Origin of the sequence: Williamsia muralis, assembly GCF_051487485.1 — a bacterium.
Classification (GTDB): domain Bacteria; phylum Actinomycetota; class Actinomycetes; order Mycobacteriales; family Mycobacteriaceae; genus Williamsia; species Williamsia muralis_B.
The window spans coordinates 143728-168944 of the sequence record NZ_JAHVCV010000007.1 but is presented as its reverse complement, the minus strand read 5'-3'; the positions used below and the strand labels follow the sequence as shown (position 1 = coordinate 168944).

Sequence of the window (25217 nt, the reverse complement as noted above, 5' to 3'; positions counted from 1 at the left end):
TCTAGTGCCAGGATGGTCTGGTGACTTCTTCCACCGATACCCCTTCCATCACCGCCGACGCGTCGGACCCCAGGTCCGGGATCGACCTCAGCTGGGTCGATGAATCGGTGCGTCCGCAGGATGACCTGTTCGAGCACGTCAACGGGGCATGGTTGCGCGAGCACGTCATCCCCGACGATCGTCCCGTCGACGGCGCGTTCCATGTTCTTCGCGACCGCGCCGAAGAGAACGTCCGCGACCTGATCACCGAATGCGCGGAGAACGATCCGGCACCGGGGAGCGACGCCCAGAAGATCGGCGACCTCTTTGCCAGTTTCATGGACGAGTCCCGCATCAACGAAGTAGGCATCTCGCCGATTCGCGGCGACCTCGACGATCTGGCCGCCGCCGCGGACCGCACCGAGTTGGCCCGTCTCGTCGGCGCGCAGCAACGCCGCGGCATCGGCGGGCTCTTCGGGTACTACGTCGACACCGACGCCAAGAAGTCCGATCGGTACCTGATCCACATCACGCAGTCCGGAATCGGTCTGCCCGACGAGTCCTACTACCGCGAGGACAACCACGCCGAGACCGTGGCCGCCTATCGCGCACACGTGGAGAAGATGTTTTCTCTCGCCGGCTTCGACGACGCGGCAGCGCGTGCGGCAACGGTTGTGGATCTGGAGACGGCCATTGCCGCGCAGCACTGGGACGTGGTACGCCGCCGCGACGCCGACCTGTCCTACAACCTGCGCTCCTTTGCCGAATTGACCGACCAGGCAGCAGGCTTCGACGTCGAATCCTGGATCTCGGGGCTACACACCGAAGCTGCGACCACCTTCGGCGAAGTAGTGGTCGGGCAGCCGACTTTCGTCGAAGGTGTGGCGGCGTTGTGGGCCGACCGCGACCTCGACGAGTGGAAGACATGGGCGCAGTGGCGGCTGTTGCATTCGGCATCGCCGTATTTGTCCGACGAGTTCGTCGCCGAGAACTTCGCCTTCTACGGCAAGACCCTGACGGGTTCGGAGGTGATCCGCGACCGCTGGAAGCGCGGGGTCGGACTGGTGGAGCAGTGCCTGGGATTCGCTGTCGGCAAACTGTATGTGGCCAAGCACTTCCCGCCCGAGGCCAAGGCCCGGATGGACGTTCTGATCGACAACCTGGTCAAGGCCTATCGCCGCAACATCAGCGACCTCGACTGGATGAGCCCGCAGACCCGCGAGAAGGCACTGGTCAAGCTCGAGAAGTTCACCCCGAAGATCGGTTATCCGGCGACCTGGCGGGACTACTCGTCGCTGCGCATCGAACGGGATGACCTGTTCGGCAACATCGCTCGCGCAAGCGCTTACGAAGAAGACCGGGAGTTCGCGAAGATCGGCGCCCCGGTGGACCACGACGAGTGGTTCATGACCCCACAGACGGTCAACGCCTACTACAACCCCGGCATGAACGAGATCGTCTTCCCCGCAGCCATCCTGCAGCCGCCGTTCTTCGATCCCGAGGCCGACGATGCGGCGAACTACGGCGGCATCGGCGCGGTCATCGGTCACGAGATCGGCCACGGGTTCGACGATCAAGGTGCCAAGTACGACGGCGATGGCAACCTGGTCGACTGGTGGACCGACGACGACCGTGCCGAGTTCGGTACCCGCACACGCAAACTCATCGACCAGTACGGCAACTTCACGCCCAAGGGCCTCGACGAGAAGTACAAGGTCAACGGCGAGTTCACCATCGGCGAGAACATCGGCGACCTCGGCGGGCTGTCGATCTCGTTGGTGGCGTACCAGATCGCGTTGGACGGCAAGCCGGCCCCGGTGATCGACGGACTGACCGGTCTGCAGCGCGTGTTCTACGGGTGGGCTCAGGTCTGGCGCACCAAAACCCGTGACGCCGAGGCGATCCGCCGGTTGTCGATCGACCCGCATTCACCGCCGGAGTTCCGCTGCAACGGGGTGATCAGCAACATCGATGCCTTCTACGAGGCCTTCGATGTCAGCCCCGACGACGCCCTATATCTCGACGACGGGGACCGCGTCCGAATCTGGTGACCCCAGCCGTCCCGATTTTGGTGGGTTCCGGTGAGCGCGACCTGCGGGTTCACTCGCCCGAACCCACCAAGATCGGGGTCTACGGCGTGGTGAAGTCGGTGAGGCCGTCGGTGGGGTCGACGGTTCCGCCGATGGTGTTCTGCACGATGACGGGTGCGCCCTTGGGTGCGTTCTCGAAGAACCAGCGGCCGTCCTCGGTGCTCACGTTGAGACACCCGTGCGAAACATTGGTATTGCCTTGCTGTCCCACCGACCAAGGTGCAGCGTGCACGAAGATGCCGCTGTTGGAGATGCGCGTCGCGTACTCGACGTAGGTGCGGTAGCCGTCGGGCGAATCGACCGGCACCCCGTAGGTCGAGGAGTCCATGTACATGTCGGCAAATCGTTCGCCCACGGTGTAGATCCCGTTGGGTGTGGGGTTGTCGTTCGACCCCATCGACATCGGAATCGTGCGTACCGTCTCACCGTCGACGGCCACGGTGATGGTGTGGGTGTTGTCGTCGGCCGTGGCCACCCACGACTTGCCGATCGTGACTCGATGTGGCACTACCGGCTTCGACAGTCACCTCGGTGCCGGCGGGCCAGAATCCCTCGGGCTTCCACCGAACCTCTTTGTGGCCCACCCAGTAGAGGTGGCCCTTCACTTCTGGACTGGTGGTGACGCGGATGGCCTTCTCTGCGGTCTTCTTGTCGTCGATGGCGTCTTGGAACCTGATCACCACGGGCTGCGCCACGCCGACGGTCTCACCGTCGGCGGGATCGAGCGATGGTGTGGAGAAGTTCGCCCGGCCGAGTGGGCGGTCTTCGCTCGACGAGGTACTCGGGGTGCTCGGGGTGGTGCTGGGAGCTGAGGGTGTGGAAACGCCCGGGACCTCGGGGCCACCGGGCCACAGGGGTTCGGCTCCCGTGGGGGACGCAGAGATGCCCACACACAGAGCTGCCACCGCCACGGCGACCGTCACTCGGCCGAGGCCGCGACGGCTGGTTGCCTTGATCTTCATGTAATTCCTTCGGTCGATCCCCCCGCGCGCCAGAACGCCCAACATACTCGACACGGTGTCCTTTGTTCAACGGCCCCAACCGGCTGCGAGAGTCGTCGTTCACATCACCATCTCGCCAAGTATTCCCACGTCGCAGCTATTTGCGGGGCAGTATGATCACGTCAGTCGAGACGCGGCAATTTGACATCGGAAAGTAGGCTTTCCCTGTCGTCGGGAAACGGCATTGCGAGGATGAGGTCACATGGAGTCACAGCAGATCTACCCACCGTCCACCGCCCTGTCGGCCCAGATGGCCGACGTGGCGCGGCTTTTGCGTTCGGAGAGTAAAGACACCGAGTCCATTTTGCATGCTATCTCAAAGTCGGCCGTCGAGTCGGTTCCCGGCGCGGAGTACGCCAGCGTCACGCTCGTGACGGGCAAAGGCCAGGTCCAGACACCCGTGATGATCGGTGACCTGGCAGGCAAGTCGGACGAGTTGCAGCAGGAACTCGGTGAGGGTCCCTGCATCCGCTCGGCACTCAGCGAAGAAACCGTCCGCATCGACGACATGGCCACCGACTCCCGCTGGCCCGCGTTCGCCGCCGGCGCCAACGAGCTCGGCATCAAGTCGATGATCTGCTTCTGCCTCTACATCGAGAACGAGAACTTCGGCGCCCTCAATCTGCACAGTTCGACGCCGAATGCGTTCGACGACGAGTCGGTGTCGATTGGCTCGCTGTTCGCCGCGCACGCCGCGATCGCGTTCTCGGCCGTTCGCGAACGTGACCAGATCCGCGCCGCTCTCACCAACCGCGACATCATCGGTCAGGCCAAGGGCATGATCATGGAACGGTACGGACTCGACCCCGACGAGGCCTTCCGCCTGCTGGCACGACTGTCACAGGATGCCAACGTCAAGCTCGCGGAGATCGCCCTTCAGGTGGTCACCGCCGGACCCGACGCCCACTGACCAGATAGCGGCAAACCGGGTTGCCGGCGACTCGGCTCATCGACCCAGGAAGTCGAGTACCGCTCCCTCGAAGGCCTTCTTTGCCTCGATCATCACCCAGTGGCCGCAGTTCGGGAAGATGTGCAGCTCGGCGTTCGGGATCAGCCGCATGGGCACCATCGACATGTCCGGCGGACTCACCCGATCGTCGCGACCCCAGGTGAGCAGGGTCGGGCAGGACACCTTGTGCATCATCGACCAGTAGGGCGGCGTGTCCGATGCGGCCATGAACTGTTGCTGCATGGCGAAAGCTGCTGAGCCGTACATCATCTGCGCGGTCTCCTGGGCGTCCGGGTTGATCGCCGCTTCCCAGCGCTCCTCGATGAGCTCTTCGGTGATGAGCGCTGGGTCGTAGACCATGGCGGTCAGCCACCGCACCAGCTTGTCCCGGTCGGGCCCGTCGGTGAACTCCTGCAACAAGCGCAGTCCTTCGCTGGGGCTGGAGCTGAAGACATTGGGGCCGACGCCGCCGATGGTCACGAGCTTGCTGACCCGCTCAGGCTTCTTGATGGCGAGGTTGACCCCGACCACACCACCCATGGAGTTGCCGATCACCGGCGCCGATTCGATACCGAGAGCATCCATGAACCGGATGACCGACGATCCGGCGGTGAGCACGGGGTGCCCTTTGACCGCGTCGCTGACCCCGAAGCCCGGGAACTCGAGCACGTAGCAGTGATGGGTCTCGGCGAAGACACCGATGTTGCCGCGGTAGTTGCGCCAGCCGGTGACACCTGGTCCCGAGCCGTGCAGCAGGATCAGCGGCGGACCCGACCCCGCTTCGTGGTACCGCAGTACCCCTTGGTCGGTCTGCAGTTCCCTTTTGCTCTCTTCATATGTCACGTCCACCGCTCTAGATTAGAACGTGTTCCTGTTTCGCGGGTGCGCACGGTCGGTTCTCGTCGCGCCGAGTCATCGCGTTGCGAGTGACTCGTCGATCGCATGGAGTTGGCGGACCTCCACCGAACGCAGTACCGCGAGCGATGCCGTCACCGCCAGGTCGCACGCCGCGTCGATTCCCGCGCCGGACACGATCACCGCGCGGTATGCCACATCCAGGCTCATCCCGAGGAGCAGCGAGGCCAGGGTGTCGGCGCTGGCCTGCACCTCCACCCCGCGTTCGGCGTAGTTGGCCCGGAGTCGTTGCGCGATGCGCGGTTCCAGGGCTGCGAAGAGCCTGCGACCGGGAACGTTGTCGTCGGCGCGGTTGGTGAGCAGTACCCGGAAACCCTCGGGCTGTTTCCGGGCGTACTCGAACAGCGACTCGACCGCATACTTCGCCCGGTCACCGTAGGCCATGGATTCACCCTCGTCGTACGCGGCGAACATCCATGCGGTCAACGCATCCAGCTCCCGGTCGATGACGGCGTCCACCAGCCCATCACGAGATCCGAAGTGCGCGTACAGCGTCACCCGTGAGGTACCACCCCGGTCGGCGATCATGTCCATCGTTGCGCGTTCGGCGCCGACGTCCGCGATCACCGACAACGCGGCGTCGAGCAGTTCGGAATCGGTGGGACGGTTCCGCGTGCTGCGGGCAGCGGCTTTTGCTGGGTTCGGCTTGGCAGGAGATCCACCACGCTTCTGGCTGCTCGCCTTCGGCATTGCCCCTCCTCCACGCGAATCTGACGCCGCATCCACCGAATCGGCGTTTAGGGCGTGGCCGCGACGTCGCCGTCGACCCGGCCGAAGTATGCCGCCTCCACCTTGTCTCGTTGTCCTCGGAGGTCACTTGCGGCCCCGGACAGCGCAACCCGGCCGTGGTGCAGCACGATCGCCGAGTCTGCGATCGCGAGCGCAAGGTCGATGTGCTGCTCCACCAGGACCACTGCCATGTCCTGCTCGTCGGCGATGGTGCGCAGACGGGGCAAGAGATCTTTCACGGCGATCGGCGACAGTCCCAGGCTGAGCTCGTCGATGAGCAACACCTTCGGTCTGGCCAGCAGCGCCTTGGCCAGGGCGAGCATCTGCTGCTCGCCACCCGAGAGATTGCCGCAGCGACGACCTTTGAGGGTTTTGAGCTTCGGGAAGTACTCGAAGACGTCGCTCAGCTCGGCACCGTTCTTGCGTTTCGACAATCGGAGGTTGTCCGAGACCGTGAGCTTGTGGAACACCCCACGGTTGTCCGGCACCATCGTCACACCGCGGCGGGCGTTGCGCTCGACGCGCTTGTCCAGCGGCTGTCCGAGTGCAGTGACCTTGCCCGACAACATGGGTAACGCACCGATCGTCGCGAGCAGAGTCGTGGTCTTTCCGGCACCGTTCGGCCCGAGCAGCGCCAGTATCTCCCCCGCGCGCAAGCTGGCATTGAAGTCGCGGACGGCCGGCACACCGCCGTACCCGACGTTGAGGCCCTCGATGGTCAGAACGGGCTCACCGGATCTCGTTGTGGGGGCGCCCTTGTCGGTTCCGGTTGCATGCGCCCCGGCAGGACGTGTCGCGGAAGTGTTGGGCACCGACGGGTCGGTGCCAGAAGGATCGGTCCCCGAAGGATTCGTCCCAGCTGAATGTGTCACTGTGCCGTACCTTTCTGCAGTACAGGCGAAGCCTCGGACTGTCCGTTCTCGTCGATCTCTACTTCGGCCTCTACCTCGGCACTGCCCAGGTATGCCGACACGACCTTGGGGTCGTCGCGGATCTCCTGAGGGGGACCCGCAGCGATGACCTTGCCGAAGTCGAGCACGTACAGGCGATGGCACACATCGAGGACCAGTGACATGTCGTGGTCGATGAGCAGGACACCGATTCCGCTGGCGGCGATCCGGCGAAGCTCGTTGCCGAAGTCACGACTCTCATGGGTGTCCAGACCTGCGGCCGGCTCGTCGAGGAGCACCATACTGGTGCCTCCCACGAGCGCTCTGGCCACACCGACCAACTTCTGCTGGCCCAAAGCCAGTTCACTCGGACGCTTGTCGGCGGCGTCGGTGAGACCCACCATCGCGAGTGCGTCGCCGATCGTGTCGGCCGGCGGTTTTGAGCCGGTGAGGACGTCGGTGACCAGCGCCTTGAGTCCCGGTTTTTGCACCGCAACCGCAAGGTTCTCGGCCACGGTCAGGTCGGCGAACAGCTCACCCGCCTGCCAGGTTCGGGCCATTCCCGTCCCCCGTCGCCGGTGTGGAGGGCGTCCGTCGATCCGCACGCCCGCCATCGACACCTCACCGGTCGACTTGGTGAAACCGGTGACGGCGTCGACGAAGGTGGTCTTGCCTGCGCCGTTCGGCCCGATCAGTCCGACGATCTCGCCGGCGCCGACTTCGAGGGTGATGTTGTCGTTGGCGACGACGCCGCCGTACCGCACCGACAGATTGCGGGCCTGCAGCAGTGCGCCATGTGCTTCAGCCGACATGAGAGCTCGCTTTCGGTTCGGTTGGTGCGACCGACGACTTGTCCGGTCCGGACGTGTTGGTGTTCCGGTTCTTCCCGGCCCTGGCCTTGATGTGGTCGACGGTCTCCCTGACGGCTCCGACGACTCCGACGGGGTTCAGCACAGCCATCAGCAGCAGGCTGCCGGCGGCGATGATCTGGTAGTACTGACCGAAATCGATTGTTTGGGTGAGGAATACGTACCCGACACCCAACGGTCCGATGATGCCGGCGATGAAGGCACCCGACACCGACGTGATCCCGCCGACGTAGGTCATCGCCAGCAGGGTCAGCCCGATGATCACCGTGAACGACGCCGCCGACAGCTGTCCGCGGCTGTATCCGATGAGGCATCCACCCACCCCGGCCAGGAACGCCGACAGGGCAAAGCCGAGCAGTTTCGTTGCGGCGACGTTGATTCCGACCGACGCGGCGGCCCGCTCGTTCGAACGTACGGCCAGGAAGGCGCGTCCGGTGGCGCCTGCCATGAACCGCATCACGATGAGGGTCAGCACGGTCACCACCACGAGGACCATCATCGAGAACTCGATGGTCGTGAGTTCGGCACCTTGGCGCACCGACAGGTCCCAGCCGAACAACTTCGGATCGGAGATCAGGTTGCCTTCGAAGGGTGTGATCGACGGGTTGTTGAACACAAAACTCTGGATCGCCAGCGCCGCGGCCAGCGTCACCACTGCCAGCTGGGCACCACGGATGCGCAGGGCGGGAACGCCGACGACCACTCCGAGCGCGGTGGCGATCAGCGCCGACAGCAGGATGCTCAGCGGGAACGGAACACCCCAGTTCGTCGTCACCTTCGACAGGGCAAACCCTGCCGTACCGGCGAAGGCCATACTCGCCAGCGAGATCTGACCGAGGTAGCCGGTCAGCAACACCAGCGACAGCGCGATCAACGACAGGATCATCGACGTCACGATGCCGAAACGCCAACTGCCAGAGGTCAACAGCACCGCGGCCACCACGGCGCCGATCGTCAGCACAACCGGGATCGGGCGGATCTTCGGAATGAAGACCGCAGGCATCTTGGCTTCACCGAGCGAGCCACGGGACGGGATCTTGCCGCCCAGGAGGAACAGCGCGATCACCACCACGATGAACGGCACGGCGTCGCCGACACCGGTCTGCGCCCATGTCGGCCACCAATCAAGGGTGCCGGCCCACAGGATTACGGCCTGGAACGCACCGAGCACAAGGCCTGCGACACAGGCGACCCCGAACGACGTCAGCCTTCCGACGAGTGCGACGGCCAGTGCCGGGATGATGTAGAACGTGTAGCTCGTCGCATCCAAGCCGATGGTGTAGGCACCGAGCACCACGATGAGACCCGAAGCCGCACCGGTGATTACCCACACGATGGCGGCGAGCCGGTCGGGCGAGTACCCCGCGAGGCGCGCCGCCAGTTCGTCTTCGGAGCCGGCGCGGGTGGCCACGCCGAAGGTGGTCAGGCTGAAGTAGGCCCAGAAGAGCAGCGCGATGACTATCGCCACGACTGCGAGCAGGAGGTCGCTGACGTTGATGACGGCCCCGGCCAGCTCGAAAGTGGTCTGCGGCAGGATCGGCAGTGCCATCAGCGATTCGGTGTCGAACCGCAGGTCCACGAGCGCCTGGAGGAACAGCATGAGGCCGACCGATGCTACGACCTGCGCCAGTACAGGGGCGCGGCGTAGAGGCCGAAAGATCAGGTAGTGCGCGACCAGCGCCCACAGCGCAGCACTGGCCACACCGATCACGATGGCGAGGACCATCGGCGTCGGACTGTCTTCACTGCCGAGGCTGATGCTCCCGATCGGGAGAACATACGTTCCGTCGGTGCGCAGCGCGGCAACCACGTACACCGCCCACAGGGCGATGGAACCCTGCGCGAAGTTGATGACGCCCGTGGCCGCATAGATGCCCACCAGCGATGTGGCGAACACGGAGTAGACCGACCCGACCGCCAGGCCGAGGACGACGAATTGAAGGAATTGACTCATGGGTCGTTGCCCACCTCACTGTGTGGATCTGCGTGACAAGGCGAATGTGCGCGTGATCAAGGCATCAAGGCCAGGGGGCGGATCACTCGAGTGTCTCGAGCGATCCACCCCCCAGTGGTTTGTGCTGTTGTGGAGCGGGATCGACTAGCTGGCGCCCGGGATGGCCTGCAGTGCAGCCGGGTTGGGCTGGGTCAGTCCGCCGCCGACGGGCTCGGTCTTCTTGTCACCGACCACCTCGAAGACGAACATCTCGGTGGTGCAGTTCGGCGAGGTCGCCTTGCCACAGCTGAGCTTCGGGCCCAACCAGCTCTGGTAGTCGGTCACGGCCTTGAGTGCGGCGAGAATCGACGGACCGGTGTATTCGGCCGGCTTGGCGGTGTTCAGCGTCCGGGCGAAGTCGACGAACGTCGAGAAGGTGCCGTAGGCGTAGAAGCCGCCGGAGTCGCCTGCCTCATCCACGTACTTCTTGGTGATGTCCAGGTTCTCCTGCATCTCGGCCGGGGCCGAGTCCTTTGCCGGCTCGAGCCAGATCGGCGAGTACGTCTGAGCGCCGACAGCCTGCGCACCCATCGTCTCGATGAACTCGGTGCAGGCAGCGAGGAACATGGTGTTCTTGAAGCCGACGGACTTGAGCGACTGCGCGAGCTTGGTGCAGTTGGCGTCGGTCTGCGACGTCATCAGACCACCGGCATCGGGGTTACCGGAGTTGATCGTGGATGCGAGTGCGGTGTAGTTCGGGTTGGTCGGCGAGTAGTAGACGCTCTTGACGTCCAGGCCGAGCTGCTGGCCCAGCGGCATCAGGATGCGTTCGAATGTCTGCCGGGCGGCTGCGACGTCCACATTCGCCAGCGTCAGGGAATTCTTTCCCTGCGCCTTGAGCGACTGCATCACGCCCACCAGGAAGGAAGCCTGCGGCGGGCCGAAGTAGACGCGGTTGTCTGCTGAAGAACCGGTCACCGAATCGAATGGGATCTGGCCGACGAGTGGGATGTTCGCCGACTTGAGGATGGGCAGTGCGGCACTGGACGCGGCGTCGTAGCCGTCGACGACCGCGGAGACACCCGCTTGCACAAGCTGATTGGCGCAACCGATGGTCGACTCGGGCGCGGACACGTCCACCGCGCAACTGGTGACCTCGATCGGATGGCCGTCGATACCACCGAGTGACTCGTTGATGTACTTGACCGCGGCCTTCTGGCCGACCTCAACTCCCGGCTGGGTGATCGGCCCGTTCGACGGATTGAGGAATCCGACCTTGATCGGAGTGCCGGTCGCCTTGGTACCGCTCTCCGACGGTGCGGCCGCAGTGGTGCCGCCTTCGTCGGACCCGCTGTCGTCGCTACAGGAGACGACGGAAAAGACACACGCCGCCGCGACAAATATTGCCGCCATCCGGCTGGTTCTCTTGCGCATTTCAATGCCTTTCCCGGCGGCATGTGGCCACGGCTGACAAGCCCGGGCCAGGCCCTCCGAGTTACACGGGATGTGCGCCGGATGCGAGTGCATTCGGCGTGCCCAGTCCGGGGTGTGATCTGGGCCACTCGAAAAGTAGCCCCTGCCTTACAAAGGTGTCAAGGTGAATTCGGGAGCAATTCGGTCGCAGAAATAGGCCTGTTGATAAACCGCGATCCCGCCCGAAATGCCCGACTCTGAGCTATAACCGTGCAGCTTGACGCGGTGCGCGCGGAGCGGCGCACTGGAATGAGTGGGGTCGCCACATAAAATGTCAGGGTGAGTTATTCACGTTTTGTGGCCATCGGCGACAGCCAGACCGAAGGAATGTGCGACGGTGACGACGTCACCGGATACCGCGGATGGGCCGACCGGCTCGCCGAACGCCTGGCCCGGGACAACCCCGATTTCCGCTATGCCAATCTCGCGGTGCGCGGACGCCGCACACGCCAGATCCGGGATCAGCAGCTCTACCCCGCGCTCGCGATGGAACCGGACCTGATCGCCGCGCCTCTCGGGATGAACGACGTACTTGCCAGCACCGGCCTCGAAGAGGTCCGCCGCGACCTCGACTTCATCTATCGTGAACTCGCCCGGACCTCGGCGACCGTGTTGATCTCCACCTATCCCAACATGGCCAGGACGGTTCCCATCGCGCGACGGATCGAGTCACGCCTTCTGGCGGTCAATCAGATGATGCGCGAGTTCGCCGACAGCTACGACTTCGTTCTCGTCGACCTCGTCAGCGCCCCAGTGCTTCTCGACCCGCGGTCCTGGTCACCCGACCGGCTGCACGCATCGCCGTTCGGTCATGATCGATTTGCGGCCGGGGCCGCATATGCGCTGAATCTTCCTGACAGCGAGCCTGATTGGGGTGCCCCCTTGCCACCACGACCCGAGCTGACCGCAGCCCAGGTCATCGCTCGCGAAGCACTTTGGGCCCGAACGTTTTTCATTCCCTGGATCATTCGGCGCATGCGGGGCAGGTCACTCGGCGACGGGTTGTCGCCCAAACGACCCGAGTTGGCCCCCGTCCGCCCACCCACCGGCGGGTACGACAACGGCCCGGCCCCCTTGCGGGAACCGGGCCGTGACGAGCTGAGTCGCTGACCTGTCGGTCAGTCCTCGATCACCGAAAGCGTCAGTACTTCTCGCCCTTGGCTGCCTTGTCGACGAGCGACTGCGGCGGCTCGAAGTGCTTGCCGTACTTCGATGCCAGATCGCGTGAGCGGTCGACGAAGCCCTGCAGGCCACCCTCGTACTGGTTGATGTACTGGATCACGCCGCCGGTCCAGGCGGGGAATCCGATACCGAAGATCGAGCCGATGTTCGCATCGGCCACGGTCTCCAGCACACCCTCGTCGAAGCACTTGACGGTCTCGAGGGCCTCGGCGAAGAGCATCCGCTCCTTCATGTCCTCGAAGGGGATCTCCTTGGTGCCCGAGTTGAACGCCTCACGCAGACCCGGCCAGATGCGGACGCGCTTGCCGTTCTCGTCGTACTCGTAGAAGCCCTTGCCGCCGGAGCGTCCGGGACGACCGAGGTCGTCGACCATCTTGTCCACCACGGCGTTGGAACCGTGCTGAGGAACCGGCTTGCCCTCGTTGGCGAGTGCCTTCTCGGTTTCCTTGCGGATCTTCTGCGGCAGGGTGAGCGTGAGCTCGTCCATGAGCTGCAGCGGCGGAGCCGGGTAGCCGGCCTGTGCGCCCGCCTGCTCGATGAACGTGGGCTCCACGCCTTCGCCGACAGCCGCGATGGCCTCGTTGATGAAGGTGCCGATGACCCGCGAGGTGAAGAATCCACGACTGTCGTTGACGACGATCGGGGTCTTGCGGATCTGCAGGGTGTAGTCGATGACCTTCGCCAGCACGGCGTCAGAGGTCTTGGCGCCCTTGATGATCTCCACCAGAGGCATCTTGTCGACCGGCGAGAAGAAGTGGATTCCGATGAAGTCCTCGGACCGCTTCACGCCTTCGGCGAGACTGGTGATGGGCAGCGTGGAGGTGTTGGATCCGAGGACCGCGTCGGGCTCGACGATGTCTTCGATCTCCTGGAACACCTGGTGCTTGACCTCGACCGACTCGAACGCGGCCTCGATCACCAGGTCGACACCCTTGAAGTCGGCCGCATCGGTGGTCGGGGTGATGCGGGCGAGCAGCGCGTCGGACTTCTCCTGGGTGGTCTTGCCACGCGAGAGAGCCTTCTCCTCCAGCTTGACCGAGTAGTTCTTGCCCTTTTCGGCGGCCTCGATGTTGATGTCCTTGAGGACGACCTCGATGCCGGCCTTGGCCGAGACATACGCAATTGCCGCACCCATCATGCCGGCGCCGATGACGCCGACCTTCTTGGCGGTGTACTTCTCGAAGCCTTCGGGACGCGAGGCGCCACCGTTGATGGCCTGCAGGTCGAAGAAGAACGCCTTGATCATGTTCTGGGCGACCTGGCCGGTCACCAGCGACACGAAGTAGCGCGTCTCCACGATGTCCGCGGTGTCGACGTCGACGTATGCACCCTCGATCGCGGCAGCCATGATGGCACGCGGCGCCGGCATCGGGGCACCCTTGAGCTGCTTGCGCAGGAGGGCGGGCATCGCCGGGAGCATCTGGGCCAGCGACGGGCTGGTCGGTGAGCCACCGGGCATCTTGTAGCCCTTTTTGTCCCACGGCTGTGCCGCTTCGGGATTCGCCGAGATCCACGCCTTCGCAGCGGGGATCAGCTCGTCGACCGAACCGACGACCTCGTCCACAAGACCGGTTTCCTTCGCCTTGGTGGCGTTGAAACTCGGGCCCTGCAGCAGCACGTTCATCAACGCGTTCTGGAGGCCGAGGAGACGAACCGTACGGACCACGCCGCCGCCGCCGGGCAGCAGGCCCAGGGTGACCTCGGGCAGACCGATCTTGATGCCCTTGACGTCGGCAGCAACGCGGTAGTGGGTGTGCAGCGCGATCTCGAGGCCGCCACCGAGTGCGGCACCGTTGATGGCCGCGACCACGGGCTTGCCGAGGGTCTCGAGCCGGCGCAGCACCGCCTTCATCCCGTTGGTGTGGTTGGTGATCTGGGTGGCCAGCTCAGCCTTGTCCGTGCCTTTACGGTCGGACGTCATGTCCTTGAGGTCGCCGCCTGCGAAGAAGGTCTTCTTCGCCGAGGTCAGCACCACACCGGTGATGTTGTCCTTTTCGGCCTCGAGCCGGTCGACGGTCGCGGCCATCGACGAGGTGTAGAGGTCGTTCATCGTGTTGGCGCCCTGGTTCGGGTCGTCCATGGTGAGCACAACGACGCCGTCGCCGTCCTGCTCCCAGCCGATCATGTTGTCAGTCATAGGTATTCAAAGCTCTTTCTGGCGAAGGGGAAGATGTCCGGGAGGTCAGACACGCTCGATGATGGTGGCAACACCCATGCCGCCACCGATGCACAACGTGATCAGGCCGTAGCGGCCGCCGGTGCGCTCGAGCTCGTCGAGCACGGTGCCCACCAGCATTGCGCCGGTTGCGCCGAGCGGGTGGCCCATCGCGATGGCACCGCCGTTGACGTTGGTCTTCTCGTGCGGGATCTTCAGATCCTTGAGCCACTTCATGACAACCGAGGCGAACGCCTCGTTCAGCTCGAACACGTCGATGTCCTCGACGGTGAGTCCGGCCTTCTTGAGCACCAGCTCGGTGGCCGGGGTGGGTCCGGTGAGCATGATCGTGGGGTCGCTGCCGGTCTGTGCGGTGGCAACGACGCGGGCGCGCGGGGTGAGGCCGGCGCGCTTGCCCGCCTCTTCGCTGCCGACCAGCACCAGAGCTGAACCGTCGACGATGCCGGACGAGTTACCGCCGGTGTGAACGTGATTGATCTTCTCCACGTTGACGTACTTCTGCAGCGCCACGTCGTCGAAGCCGGTCATCGCGGCCAGGCCTTCGAAGGCCGACTTCAGCTTGCCCAGGCTCTCGACAGTGCTGCCGGGACGACGGTGCTCGTCGTGGTCGAGCAGCGTGACGCCGTTGATGTCCTTGACCGGCACAACCGACTTGGCGAAGTATCCGCCCGACCATGCGGCCTCGGCGCGCGCCTGCGACTCGGCGGCGTACGCGTCGACGTCTTCACGGGAGAAGCCTTCGATGGTGGCGATCAGGTCTGCGCCGATGCCCTGCGGGGCGATGTAGAGGTCGTAGGCCGTGGCGGGGTCGGTGAACATCGCGCCACCGTCGCTGCCCATGGGCACGCGCGACATGGACTCGACGCCGCCGGCGATGACCAGGTTGTCCCAACCCGACGCGACCTTCTGGGCCGCGAGGTTGGTGGCTTCGAGGCCGGAGGCGCAGAAGCGGTTGATCTGGGTGCCCGGCACGGTGTCCGGCAGTCCTGCCACGAGGGCGGCGGTGCGCGGGATGACCGCACCCTGCTCGCCGACGGGGGAAACCACACCGAGGACCACGTCGTCGATGTCGGCGGGATCCATGTCCGGGAAGCGGACCTTGAGTTCGTTGATGAGGCCGACGATGAGGTCGACGGGCTTCACGCTGTGCAGCGAGCCCTTACGTTGCTTGCCACGAGGCGTACGAATGGCCTCGTAGATGTATGCATCAGTCACGCTGAGGTTTCCTTTCAAATGAACTGCGATGTTCGCGGGCGCTCGCCTCGCTGATATTCCTCCAGCTTCATGAGGCTAACGCGCTGTAACTTATTTGACCATACCCCGAGTACAGAGCAGCATTCAATAGCGCCTTCATGAGCTAGGGTGGATTCACAATGTCCACCAACCCCGACGTCACACCCGTCTCGCGCCCCCAGCGCCAGAGTCGGCCCGCCGATCGCAAGCGCCAGCTGGTCGACCGCGCGGCCGAACTGTTCCTGGTGCGCGGGTACGACCACGTCTCGGTGGCGGACATCGCCAAGGCCGCGGGAGTCACGGGCCCCTCCATCTACCGTCACTTCGCCGACAAACAGGCGATCCTGTTCGCCGCGGTGATGTCGGGTGTCGAGGACATCGAGCAATGCACCGACACCGCCCTCTCCCCTGCGGCGGACGGCCAGATCCCGATCGGCAAGGCCATCGAGAAGCTGTGTGCGCTCGGGGTCACCAATCCGAACTCGGCAGCGCTCTGGCGGTGGTCCACCGCCCACCTGTCCCCAGAGCAGAACGACGAGGTCGCCCGGCGCACACGCACCGTGCTGCACCGGTGGTCGGGGGCGGTCTTCGGTCACCGCACCGACCTGTCCCCACGCGATGTCGACCAGCTGGCGTGGACCATCCTCAGCGTCAACGGCAGTGTGTCCGTACACCGCACCCGCATCTCGAACTCACGCGCCATCGCACGGCTGGTGACGCTGGTCGGCCGGGTGGTGGAGATGACCCCCGATCACGCGACCGCGATCGAACCGTTGCCTGCGGGTCTCGCCGAGCCCGCCGGCCGACGCGACGAGATCCTCGACGCGGCTGCCGAACTGTTCCGGCGGCGCGGATTCGCCACGGTGGGTGTTGACGAGATCGGCGAGGCCGTCGGTATCACCGGCCCCAGTGTCTACAAGCACTTTCCGAGCAAACAGGCCATCCTGATCGCGATCAGCCAGCGCAGCGCCAACCGCCTCGAGGCCAGTGCGATCGCTGCGTACTCGGTGGCCGACAATCCCGCGGCCCTGCTGTCCCTGCTCGTCGACTCCTACATCCAGGTCCTCACGTCCACTCCGGACCTGTCGGTCTCGTTCAACAGTCGCAGCGTGCTCGAAGGTTTCGACAATGGTGAACTCATCCTCTATCAACGCCGGTACGTGGCACGATGGGTGAACCTGGTCGAGCAGATCGAGACCGACCTTCCAGGCCCGGAGGCCGCACTGACCGTGCACGCAGCACTGACCATCGCCAATGACGCCATGCGCTTGCGTCGCAACTGGACTCGGCCCGAGATGCCTGCGTTGCTCGCGTACCTGATGAAAGGCGTACTGGGCCTGCCCATGGTTCCGGCAGCTGATCCCTCTCGGACGCCGATGTCATGACCGACGAGCCGGATGTCTCCGCTGAAGCGATCGAATCGCTCCTGCTCGGCGGTAAGCGGCTGTTCACCCGTGAGGACGTCACCGCCGCACTCAACATCCCTACCGATTTCGCCGACCGGGTGTGGACCGCTTTCGGGTTCGCCATGGACAAGACCGACGAGCCCCTCTTCACCGCCGACGACGTCCAGGCCTTACAACTCGTCCATGGCCTCGACGAGGCACAGCCCGAGGAATTCGAGATCGGGATGGCACGTGCGCTCGGCCAGACGATGTCTCGGCTGGCCGAATGGCAGGCACATCACATCGCCGAACGGATGCGCGCCGCCGACAGTCCAGACCTCGCCCAGATGCTCCAGGCAGTTCAGCGGGTGCAGATCCTGATCTGGCGTCGCCACCTGTCTGCCGCACTGCAGAATGCGCTCTCCATGAGCGAGGGCGAAAATCGCACCATGGCAATCGGTTTCGTCGACATCGTCGGCTACACCAGCCTCTCACGCAAGATCGGCATGGAGGAGCTGGACGATCTCCTCGAGACGTTCGAGACGAACGCGTTCGAGGTGGTGAACTCGCGCGGTGGTCACGTTGTCAAGACGCTCGGCGATGCGGTGATGTTCTCCACCGAGGATCCGGTGGCGGGCGCCGGGATCGCCGTTGCGTTACAACACCTCTCGGCCGAACACGGCCTGCCGCCGCTGCGGGTGGGTGTTGCCCTCGGAACCGTGTTGACACGACTCGGCGACGTCTTCGGCGAGCCGGTGAACATCGCCGCTCGCCTCACCAGCTCGGCGCGCCCGGGCACAGTACTCACCGACACCACGTTTGCGAATGCCGTCGACGACGAGCGGTTCTTCTTCAAGTCCGTCGGCCCGCTCAATGTGCGGGGCTACAAGCGGTTACGTGCGCGCAGCCTGGAACCGAATCGGAAACCGGCGAACATCACTGAATCCTGACCGTTCGCCGGTGAGCGACTCCTTCACTTGGACAGAACTGCCTTGAGGAACGTCTTTGTCCGTTCCTGCTGGGGGTTGGTGAAGATGTCGACGGGGTCGCCTTCTTCCACGATCTTGCCCGCGTCGAACACCAGCACGCGGTCGGCCACATCGCGGGCGAAGCCCATCTCGTGGGTCACGATCAACATCGTGATCTCCGTCGTCTCGGCGATCGTGCGCAACACCCCGAGCACATCGGCCACCAGTTCGGGATCGAGCGCCGACGTCACCTCGTCGAGCAGCAAGACGTCGGGGTCCATGGCCAGCGCCCGCGCGATCGCCACGCGCTGCTGCTGACCACCGGAGAGCTTTGTCGGGTGGGCGTTCTCCTTGTCCGACAGTCCGACGGTCTCGAGCAGTTCGCGCGCCCTGCTGGTCGCTTCCGGTTTGCTCAGGCCCAGCACGTGGATCGGGGCCTCGGTGATGTTCTGCAGCACAGTCATGTTGGGGAACAGATTGAAGTGCTGGAACACCATGCCGATCTTGGCGCGCACCACACGCAGGTGCTTCTCGGACGCACGAACCAGCTTGCCCCCCTTGTATTGGTGGGTCAGCGGCGCGCCGTCGACCCAGATCACTCCGCCGTCCAGCGTCTCAAGGGTCATCAGCAGCCTGAGGATGGTCGTCTTGCCCGAGCCACTGGGTCCGATCAGGGCCACCCGTTCGCCCCGGGTGACCCGGAAGTCCAGGTGGTCGAGCACCACATGGTCGCCGTATTTCTTGACGACCTTGTCGAACAGGATCATCGGTGTGTTGTTGTCGCGCGCCGAGCCCGACGTGCCCTCAGTAGGCAAGGTGCTTCTCCAGTCTTCTGATCAGGACGGATGTGGGGTAGCTGGCGATGAGGAAGATGACCCCGGCCATGGTGATCGGTTCGAGGTACTGAAAGGTCTTGGCGCCGTACTGCTGCGCCGCGGTGACCATTTCGACCACGGTGATGGCGAAGAGGAACGGGGTGTCCTTGAACATCGAGATCGCGTAGTTCCCCAGTGCGGGTGTCGTCTTGCGGATTGCCTGTGGCAGCACCACAGCCCGCCATTTGCGCACCGTCGGCAGCGACAGTGCGTGCGCTGCCTCCCACTGGCCCGGTGGTACCGCGTCGATGCCGGCGCGATAGACCTCGGCCATGTAGGTGGAGTAGTGGATACCGAGTACAACGATGCCGATCTGCAACGCCGAGAACTGCGGCAGCAGGTAGTAGGCGAACAGCAGTTGCACCACGAGTGGGGTGAGGCGGATGAACTCGGTGACCATGCGCAACGGAACCGTCACCACTGTGGGAGCGCTGTGCCGCACCACCGCGATGGCCAATCCCAGCACCGCCGCGATCAGGAAGCCCAGCACGGTGGCCAGCAACGTGATCCGGAACCCTTCGAGCAGCACCGGCAGCGAGTCGAACGCCCGTTCCCAGCTCCACTGCGCATTCATCGGCCCACCCCGATGCTCTCGCCGGGCCGCTCAGGGCGCAGCCGAAGGACCTCGCGCATCGATGGGCCCGCCCCGAGACGCGACTTCGCGCGGACCTCGAGCAGGTTCATCACCAGCGTCAGCACGTAGGCGATGCAGAAGTACAGGACCAGACCGATCCCGAACGCGAACACCGTGTCGCCGGTCCCTCGTCGGAGCTGCTCGATCTGATACGTGAGATCCTGCAGCAGAACAAAACTGGCCAGCGCGCTGCCCTTCAGCAATTGGATCAGCAGGTTGTTCAGCGGTGGCAACATCTGAACCCAGGCCTGCGGGAAGATGATGCGGTGGAGCCGCTGCCACGGTGAGAAGTTGAGCGCCACAGCGCCTTCCCACTGAGCGGCAGGTACCGCCGCAATGGATCCACGGACCACTTCGGCGCCGTACGCGCCGTAGTTCAGGCCCAGGGCGAGAATCCCACAGAACATCGCTTCGAGCTGGAATCCGAGCAGGGGCAACACGTAGAAGAGCCAGAACAACTGGACCAGCAGGGAGGTGCCTCGAAAGAACTCCACAATGGTGCGGGAGACACCTCTGACCAGCACGTACTTGTTCCCTGCCGCGAGGCCGAGCAGGAGGGCCAACACAAAGGCAAGCGCAGCGCCGCCGAGCGTCAGGTAGATCGTCGTGAGGATGCCTTCCTGGATGCGAGGCCATGCATCCAGGAAGGTGTCGAAGTTCTCACCCACGGAGAGATACCGCTCCGGTCGGGATCAAACGCCCTCACACAGTTGGGCAGTGGTCAGGTTGGGATCGGGCAGTTCTTCTTCTGTGAAGCCGAACTCGCCGACCAGATCCAGGTACTTCTGCGGATCCGACGTGATCTTCGCCAGCTCGGTGTTGTACGCCTCGAGCAACTCTTTGTCGTCGGTGCGGAATACCGTGGCACCAGCACCCACCTGCGGCTTCCCGTCGATGTTCGCCACGAACGACTCGGTGACGTCGACCGGCGCACCCGGGTTGTTGGTCTTCATCCAGTTGAGCGAGATGGCAGTCAGCGCAAAGACGTCCGCACGACCCGAGGTGACGGCATCCATCCCGTCCTGCGGCGTGGCCACCTGCGTGCTCTCGATCCCCAGGGTTTCGGCGTAGTCCGACTCGACCGCGCCGGTCATGGTGGCCAATCGGGCGCCGCTGTCCTTGACCGACTGCATGTCTTTGAGCCCCTTGGGATTGCCCTGCGTGACCATCAGTGCGGTGGTGTAGTTGAACTCGGGGTCACCGAACGCGGCCTGCTCGCAGCGTTGCGGCAGGATCGACATGCCGGCGCTCACGACATCAAACCGATTGGCCTGCAATCCGGGTATGAGAGAACCGAAATCGGCGTTCACGCCCTCGACGGTCTCGATTCCGAGGTTTCCGAAGATCTCTCGGTGCAGTGCCACCGTGGCACCGGTCAGATTGCCGTCCTGCTCGAACGAGTAAGGCGCCTCACCGGCGAACCCCACGGTGACAACACCCTTGTCCTTGAGTTCCTGCAGGTGGTTCGAGTCGTCACCGGAATCGGTCGACGTGCACGCCGCCATGGTTCCCGCCGTAAGGGTGACCACGGCGAATGTGATTGCACACCTGCTGGTTACACGCTTGCTCAACACGTTCAACGCCATCTGCCTGGCCTTCCGCTCACTGTCGGGTGCGCAGACAGGCAGCCGCCGACACGCAGGTACCCTCCCCGCCGACGAACGCCATGCCACCCACCCGACTACTGCAGTCTCATCGTTCTCTCCGGTTGAGTGAACGTAACACCTTTCGATGCATCACCGATGTGTGTCGGAATATTCTGATGCCCGAGAATCAGTGTGGGCGCATGCCGACCATGGACAGGCGACCACCGAAAGGACACGCCGCAAGAAAGCAATTCATTACCAACGCGAAAGAGTGAGAGTGTCAGTGCCGACTCTCGTACACGGTCACTTCACTCGCCTTGATCACCAGGAACACCTCATCGTCGGCAACGAGTCCCAGCTCGGTGACGGCCGACCAGGTCACGGTCGCCGTGAGGACTGTCCCGTCAGCAACCCGGGCGTCGATCCGCGCGAGGTCACCCTGCGGAACGAGCTGCATGACAACGGCTTTCACGGCGTTGCGCGGGCTGCCGCTGGGCCGCTCCCGATAGACGGCGACAGCGCGCGGCGAAAAGGCTGCCATCACAGCACTTCCCGGCGCGATCGGCGCATCGGGCAATCCGGAGACCGCAAAGCCGGCCGCTTCCAGGACGTCGCCGTTCCAGACTCCGCTCACCAGATTGAGTCCGGCGAGTTGGGCCGAGAACTGGTTGATCGGGCTGGCCAGCAAGTCACGGACGGGGCCACGCGCCACGATCCGTCCCTCGGCCAAGATGATCGCCGAATCGGCGAGCGTCACGGCGTCAGCGACGTCGTGGGTCACCAGCACCGTGATCCGCGCGCGATCCGCGAGAATCTGTCGGAGCATCGACCTGATGCGGTGCACCACATCCACATCGAGTGCACTGAAAGGCTCGTCGAGCAGCAGCACCGACGGCTCGGTGGCGAGCGCGCGCGCCAGCGACACCCTCTGTGACTGACCTCCGGACAGTTGCGCCGGCTTGCGATCGGCGAGTTCGGTGGCGCCGACTGCATCGAGCCACTTGTCGGTGCGAGCCCTGACCTGAGCTCTTGGCAGGCGCCTTGCCGACGGTCCGAACGCCACGTTCTGCCTCACGGTGAGGTGTGGGAACAACAGTCCCTGCTGCGTCAGCATCGACACGTCGCGTCGGTGTGGAGGCATGAAAGTGCTGCCACCGAATAATTCTCGCGATCCCAGGGCTATTCGTCCGGCGCTCGGCCTCGACAATCCGGCCAGCAGATTCATCAGTGTGCTCTTGCCGGCACCGTTGGGGCCCATGACGGCGACGGTATGACCCTGAGGAACAGTCAGTTCCACGTCGATGGCCGGCAACTCATTGCGCAGCGACGCCATCAGATCGCCGGTCACAGCACAGCCGTCCGCCGCGAATCGCGCACGTGAACGGCCACCACGACGAGCAACGCAACCACAACGAGCACCACGGAGAGGGGAAGCGCCTGCTCCGGTTCACTGATCGACTCGACGTAGATCGCCAACGGCGCAGTCTGGGTGACACCCTGGAGATTGCCCGCGAACGTGATCGTCGCGCCGAACTCGCCGAGTGCACGGGCAAACGCCAGCACCATTCCGGAGAGCAAAGCCGGAAACACAAGTGGCATGGTCACTTTCCGCAGGGTGCGGGTTGGCGAGGCCCCGAGCGTGGCCGCCACCTGTTCGTATCGCGCCCCGACGGTGCGCAGCGCTCCCTCCAGACTGATGACGAGAAAGGGAAGTGCCACGAAGGTCTGCGCCAGCACCACTGCCGAGGTGGTGAATGCGATGTCGATTCCGATGGCCGAGAGATGTTCGCCCACCAGGCCGAACTTCCCGAAGGCGTAGAGGAGACCGATTCCCCCGACCACCGGCGGCAGGACCAGAGGTAGCAGCACCACCGAACGCACCACGCGCACCGTGCTGCCACCACGCCGCGCGAACACGATCGACATCGGAACGCCCAGAAGGATGCACAGGACGGTGCTGATCGCGGCCGTCTGCACGCTCAACGCCAGTGCGTCCACGGATGATTCGGAGGTGATGTTGTCCCAGAAATGGTCCCAGGGAGTGTTCACCGCCAATGCGATGGGCGGCAGCATCACCAGTGCGATACCGAGGGCGGCCGGCACGTACAACCATGCCGGAACGGCTTTGAGACCGGATTGCGAAGCCTTCACCTCGCCGGCCCGAAGCCCATTCGCTCGAGTACCGCCGACCCCTGCGGACCAGTGACCATGTCGACGAATTGCTGTGCCAGAGGCGCGTTCTCCGACTCGGCGACTGCCCCGATGGGATACGCGTTGACCACCGCGGCTAGGGCGGGGTCGGCGACAGTGGTGACCGAGTCACCCGCGCCGACGGCGTCGGTGACGTACACCAGTCCGGCGTCGGCCTGCCCCGTCTGAATCTTGCTGAGCACCCCGGTCACCGCCGTTTCCTCACTCACCGGCTTGATGTCGATTCCGGTGTCCTTCTCAACCAGGGCTGTAGCGCTGCCACAGGGCACACTCACCGAGCAGATGACCGTCGTGACACCGTCTTTCGTCACGTCAGCCAGGGTGCGGATGTTCTTCGGATTCCCCGGCGCGGTGACGATGGTGAGCACATTGGTGGCAAAGATCTGCGGATCTGTCACCTTCTCCCCCAGTTTTGCCATGCTCTTCTCGTCGGCCGTGGCCAGGACGTCTGCGTCGGCGCCCTGTTCGATCTGCGTGACCAGCGCCTGCGAGCCGTCGAAGTTCAGGGAGACGTCGACGCCGCCGTGCGTCTCGGAGAACTCGTCGGCCAATGCCGTGAAGCTGCTCTTCAACGAGGCTGCAGCGAATACGGTGAGGCCGGCTTCGCCGACTTGTCCGTCTTCTGTGCCGCTGGTCGAGCACCCTGCGACCACCAGTACGGCAGCGAACACCACACCGAGAGACTCGGTGAGTCGAGCCGGTGACGTGGACCTCCGCCGGCCCATCACCTGCTCCTGGTCTCGACGATGACCGTGGTGGCCTTGACCACCGCTGTCGCGACCTCCCCGGGCCGTAGCCCGAGTTCGTTGACGGCGTCGGTGCTCATCAGCGAGGTCACCTCGAACGGTCCGCACTGCAAGGTCACCTGGCTCATCACCGGGTCGGAGCGAACGTCGGTGACCAGGCCCACGAATCGGTTGCGGGCCGAACGCGCCACCGGTGCATCGGTCGACACGACGCTGGGTGCCCGGTCCCGCGCGACCTTGGCCAGGTCGGCGCCGTCGACCACCTGACGACCGCTGCCGTCGACATGGGCGGGTAGCTGTCCCCCGCTGATCATCCGGCGCACCGTGTCGTCGCTGAGGCCGAGGAGTTCTGCCGCCTGGCGGATCTTGAGATCACCCATTAGATGATGGTCCGCCGCACGTGCGGCGCTGTCAATCGTGTGCAGCCGCATCTGCGGAGCGGGGGCCGGTTCGCCGCCGACGCGATGAGTTCTGGCGGCGCCGTGTGTCTACCTTCCGAGATCCTTTTCCATACTTCCGAGGAGCCAAAAATGCCAGTTCCCACCCACTCCGACGGCGTTGCGGTCTGGTTCGACCTGTCGAGTACCGACCCCGGCGCTGCCGCGGACTTCTACGGCCGACTGTTCGGCTGGGACCACACCGAGATGGACGAGCGCTTCGGCGGGTATTCGCAGTTCACCCACAAGGGCAAGCTGATTGCCGGCCTCGGTCCGAAACCTGATCCGGGAATGCCTGACTTCTGGTGCACCTACTTCCAGACCTCCGACATCGCGGCCGCCGTCAAACGCGTCGCCGCCTCGGGTGGCAGCGTGCTCCAAGATCCGATGGAGATACCGGAGCAGGGCACCATGGCGATCGTGACGGACCCGGGCGGGGACCCCGAGACAGGGGCGAACCCGCACGGCGCGGTGTTCGGCTTGTGGCAACCAGGCCGGCACACCGGCTTCGAGTTGCACATGGAAGCCGGTGCAGCAACGTATTTCGAGCTGCAGAGCACCGGCTACCCACGAGCCGTCGAGTTCTACGGCGAGGTGCTCGGCAAACCCGTCGTCAGTCTCTCGGACACGGACGAGTTCCGATACAGCCAGCTGAGTCTGCCCGACAGGGGGCCTGGCGAGGGCTACGCCGGGATCATGGACGCCTCCGGCTACCTGCCGTCCGAGGTCCCCTCGCACTGGGCCATCTACATCGGCACCGAGGACGTCGACGCAACCGTTGCCAAGGCCGTCGAACTCGGTGGGGCCGTGGTGGCCGCGCCGGAAGACACCCCGTACGGGCGGCTCGCCACGATCGGCGACCCGTTCGGGGCAATGATCAAACTGCAACAGGTCGCCTGAACCGACCGCCGCGTGCGGGCCTCGGCGATGAAGTCCGACACAGGGCGACGGAAAGC

22 protein-coding genes and 1 pseudogene are annotated in these 25217 nt (G+C 64.5%); 6 read left to right on the top strand and 17 right to left on the bottom strand.

Annotation, left to right across the window (positions count from 1 at the left end; genetic code table 11):
- Nucleotides 1-20 precede the first annotated feature (20 nt).
- Nucleotides 21-2030, top strand: coding sequence for a M13 family metallopeptidase (locus tag KXR83_RS19700; RefSeq protein ID WP_437426256.1), 2010 nt, complete (start codon nt 21-23; stop codon nt 2028-2030).
- A 79-nt stretch (nt 2031-2109) separates the two neighbouring features.
- Here the strand turns inward: KXR83_RS19700 and KXR83_RS19695 are convergent.
- Nucleotides 2110-3031 (bottom strand): annotated as a pseudogene (locus KXR83_RS19695) (L,D-transpeptidase).
- 241 nt (nt 3032-3272) lie between these two features.
- On the opposite strand from KXR83_RS19695, the gene KXR83_RS19690 reads away from it, so the two are divergent.
- A complete protein-coding gene (locus KXR83_RS19690; protein WP_437426255.1) occupies nt 3273-3980 on the top strand; it encodes an ANTAR domain-containing protein in 708 nt (235 codons plus the stop codon).
- A 36-nt stretch (nt 3981-4016) separates the two neighbouring features.
- Here the strand turns inward: KXR83_RS19690 and KXR83_RS19685 are convergent, their stop codons facing one another.
- The 6 genes from KXR83_RS19685 to KXR83_RS19660 form a co-directional block, all read right to left on the bottom strand.
- The gene (locus KXR83_RS19685) at nt 4017-4868 is read right to left on the bottom strand and encodes an alpha/beta fold hydrolase (RefSeq protein WP_099383425.1); all 852 of its coding nucleotides are present in this window, start codon (nt 4866-4868) and stop codon (nt 4017-4019) included.
- 63 nt (nt 4869-4931) lie between these two features.
- Nucleotides 4932-5624, bottom strand: coding sequence for a TetR/AcrR family transcriptional regulator (locus KXR83_RS19680; protein ID WP_437426254.1), 693 nt, complete (start codon nt 5622-5624; stop codon nt 4932-4934).
- Nucleotides 5625-5671: 47 nt separating this feature from the next.
- Nucleotides 5672-6385: an ABC transporter ATP-binding protein gene (locus tag KXR83_RS19675; protein ID WP_437426390.1), complete on the bottom strand. Its 714-nt coding sequence runs from the start codon at nt 6383-6385 to the stop codon at nt 5672-5674.
- Between the two features lie 146 nt (nt 6386-6531).
- Nucleotides 6532-7365, bottom strand: a complete 834-nt coding sequence (locus KXR83_RS19670) for an ABC transporter ATP-binding protein (RefSeq protein WP_437426253.1) — start codon at nt 7363-7365, stop codon at nt 6532-6534.
- Nucleotides 7355-9376 (bottom strand): ABC transporter permease, encoded by a 2022-nt coding sequence (locus KXR83_RS19665; protein WP_437426252.1) that lies wholly within the window; start codon nt 9374-9376, stop codon nt 7355-7357. The genes KXR83_RS19670 and KXR83_RS19665 overlap by 11 nt, the downstream gene beginning before the upstream one ends.
- Before the next feature lie 144 nt (nt 9377-9520).
- Nucleotides 9521-10789 (bottom strand): ABC transporter substrate-binding protein, encoded by a 1269-nt coding sequence (locus KXR83_RS19660; protein WP_437426251.1) that lies wholly within the window; start codon nt 10787-10789, stop codon nt 9521-9523.
- A gap of 318 nt (nt 10790-11107) precedes the next feature.
- On the opposite strand from KXR83_RS19660, the gene KXR83_RS19655 reads away from it, so the two are divergent.
- Nucleotides 11108-11938: an SGNH/GDSL hydrolase family protein gene (locus KXR83_RS19655; protein ID WP_437426250.1), complete on the top strand. Its 831-nt coding sequence runs from the start codon at nt 11108-11110 to the stop codon at nt 11936-11938.
- Between the two features lie 31 nt (nt 11939-11969).
- On the opposite strand, the gene KXR83_RS19650 is transcribed toward KXR83_RS19655, so the two are convergent.
- Both KXR83_RS19650 and KXR83_RS19645 read right to left on the bottom strand, forming a co-directional pair.
- Nucleotides 11970-14147, bottom strand: coding sequence for a 3-hydroxyacyl-CoA dehydrogenase NAD-binding domain-containing protein (locus tag KXR83_RS19650; protein WP_437426249.1), 2178 nt, complete (start codon nt 14145-14147; stop codon nt 11970-11972).
- A 45-nt stretch (nt 14148-14192) separates the two neighbouring features.
- On the bottom strand, nt 14193-15401 hold the full coding sequence (locus tag KXR83_RS19645) for an acetyl-CoA C-acetyltransferase (RefSeq protein ID WP_099383417.1): 1209 nt from the start codon (nt 15399-15401) through the stop codon (nt 14193-14195).
- A 158-nt stretch (nt 15402-15559) separates the two neighbouring features.
- Here KXR83_RS19645 and KXR83_RS19640 point away from each other — a divergent pair, with 158 nt between their 5' ends.
- Together KXR83_RS19640 and KXR83_RS19635 are read left to right on the top strand one after the other, a co-directional pair.
- Nucleotides 15560-16804: a TetR/AcrR family transcriptional regulator gene (locus KXR83_RS19640; RefSeq protein ID WP_437426248.1), complete on the top strand. Its 1245-nt coding sequence runs from the start codon at nt 15560-15562 to the stop codon at nt 16802-16804.
- Nucleotides 16801-17754: an adenylate/guanylate cyclase domain-containing protein gene (locus tag KXR83_RS19635; RefSeq protein WP_437426247.1), complete on the top strand. Its 954-nt coding sequence runs from the start codon at nt 16801-16803 to the stop codon at nt 17752-17754. The genes KXR83_RS19640 and KXR83_RS19635 overlap by 4 nt, the downstream gene beginning before the upstream one ends.
- A 23-nt stretch (nt 17755-17777) precedes the next feature.
- Here the strand turns inward: KXR83_RS19635 and ehuA are convergent, their stop codons facing one another.
- The 8 genes from ehuA to KXR83_RS19595 all read right to left on the bottom strand — a co-directional run bounded on the left by ehuA (nt 17778) and on the right by KXR83_RS19595 (nt 24204).
- Nucleotides 17778-18539 carry an ectoine/hydroxyectoine ABC transporter ATP-binding protein EhuA gene (ehuA, locus tag KXR83_RS19630; protein ID WP_437426389.1) on the bottom strand — a complete coding sequence of 254 codons (762 nt, stop codon included), beginning with the start codon at nt 18537-18539 and terminating at the stop codon, nt 17778-17780.
- A gap of 37 nt (nt 18540-18576) precedes the next feature.
- Nucleotides 18577-19221, bottom strand: coding sequence for an ectoine/hydroxyectoine ABC transporter permease subunit EhuD (ehuD, locus tag KXR83_RS19625; RefSeq protein ID WP_437426246.1), 645 nt, complete (start codon nt 19219-19221; stop codon nt 18577-18579).
- Nucleotides 19218-19949 (bottom strand): ectoine/hydroxyectoine ABC transporter permease subunit EhuC, encoded by a 732-nt coding sequence (gene ehuC, locus KXR83_RS19620; RefSeq protein WP_437426245.1) that lies wholly within the window; start codon nt 19947-19949, stop codon nt 19218-19220. The genes ehuD and ehuC overlap by 4 nt, the downstream gene beginning before the upstream one ends.
- 24 nt (nt 19950-19973) lie before the next feature.
- Complete coding sequence (ehuB, locus tag KXR83_RS19615) at nt 19974-20786, bottom strand: ectoine/hydroxyectoine ABC transporter substrate-binding protein EhuB (RefSeq protein ID WP_437426388.1); 813 nt, start codon at nt 20784-20786, stop codon at nt 19974-19976.
- 361 nt (nt 20787-21147) lie between these two features.
- Nucleotides 21148-22215 (bottom strand): sulfate/molybdate ABC transporter ATP-binding protein, encoded by a 1068-nt coding sequence (locus KXR83_RS19610; protein WP_437426244.1) that lies wholly within the window; start codon nt 22213-22215, stop codon nt 21148-21150.
- Nucleotides 22212-22940 carry an ABC transporter permease gene (locus tag KXR83_RS19605; protein ID WP_437426387.1) on the bottom strand — a complete coding sequence of 243 codons (729 nt, stop codon included), beginning with the start codon at nt 22938-22940 and terminating at the stop codon, nt 22212-22214. Before KXR83_RS19605 ends, KXR83_RS19610 begins: the two co-directional genes overlap by 4 nt.
- 74 nt (nt 22941-23014) lie before the next feature.
- Nucleotides 23015-23803, bottom strand: coding sequence for a molybdate ABC transporter substrate-binding protein (gene modA / locus KXR83_RS19600; RefSeq protein WP_437426243.1), 789 nt, complete (start codon nt 23801-23803; stop codon nt 23015-23017).
- Nucleotides 23803-24204: a TOBE domain-containing protein gene (locus KXR83_RS19595; protein ID WP_031333395.1), complete on the bottom strand. Its 402-nt coding sequence runs from the start codon at nt 24202-24204 to the stop codon at nt 23803-23805. Before KXR83_RS19595 ends, modA begins: the two co-directional genes overlap by 1 nt.
- A 150-nt stretch (nt 24205-24354) precedes the next feature.
- Between KXR83_RS19595 and KXR83_RS19590 the strand changes: the two genes are divergently transcribed.
- Nucleotides 24355-25161 (top strand): VOC family protein, encoded by an 807-nt coding sequence (locus KXR83_RS19590; RefSeq protein ID WP_437426242.1) that lies wholly within the window; start codon nt 24355-24357, stop codon nt 25159-25161.
- Nucleotides 25162-25217 lie beyond the last annotated feature (56 nt).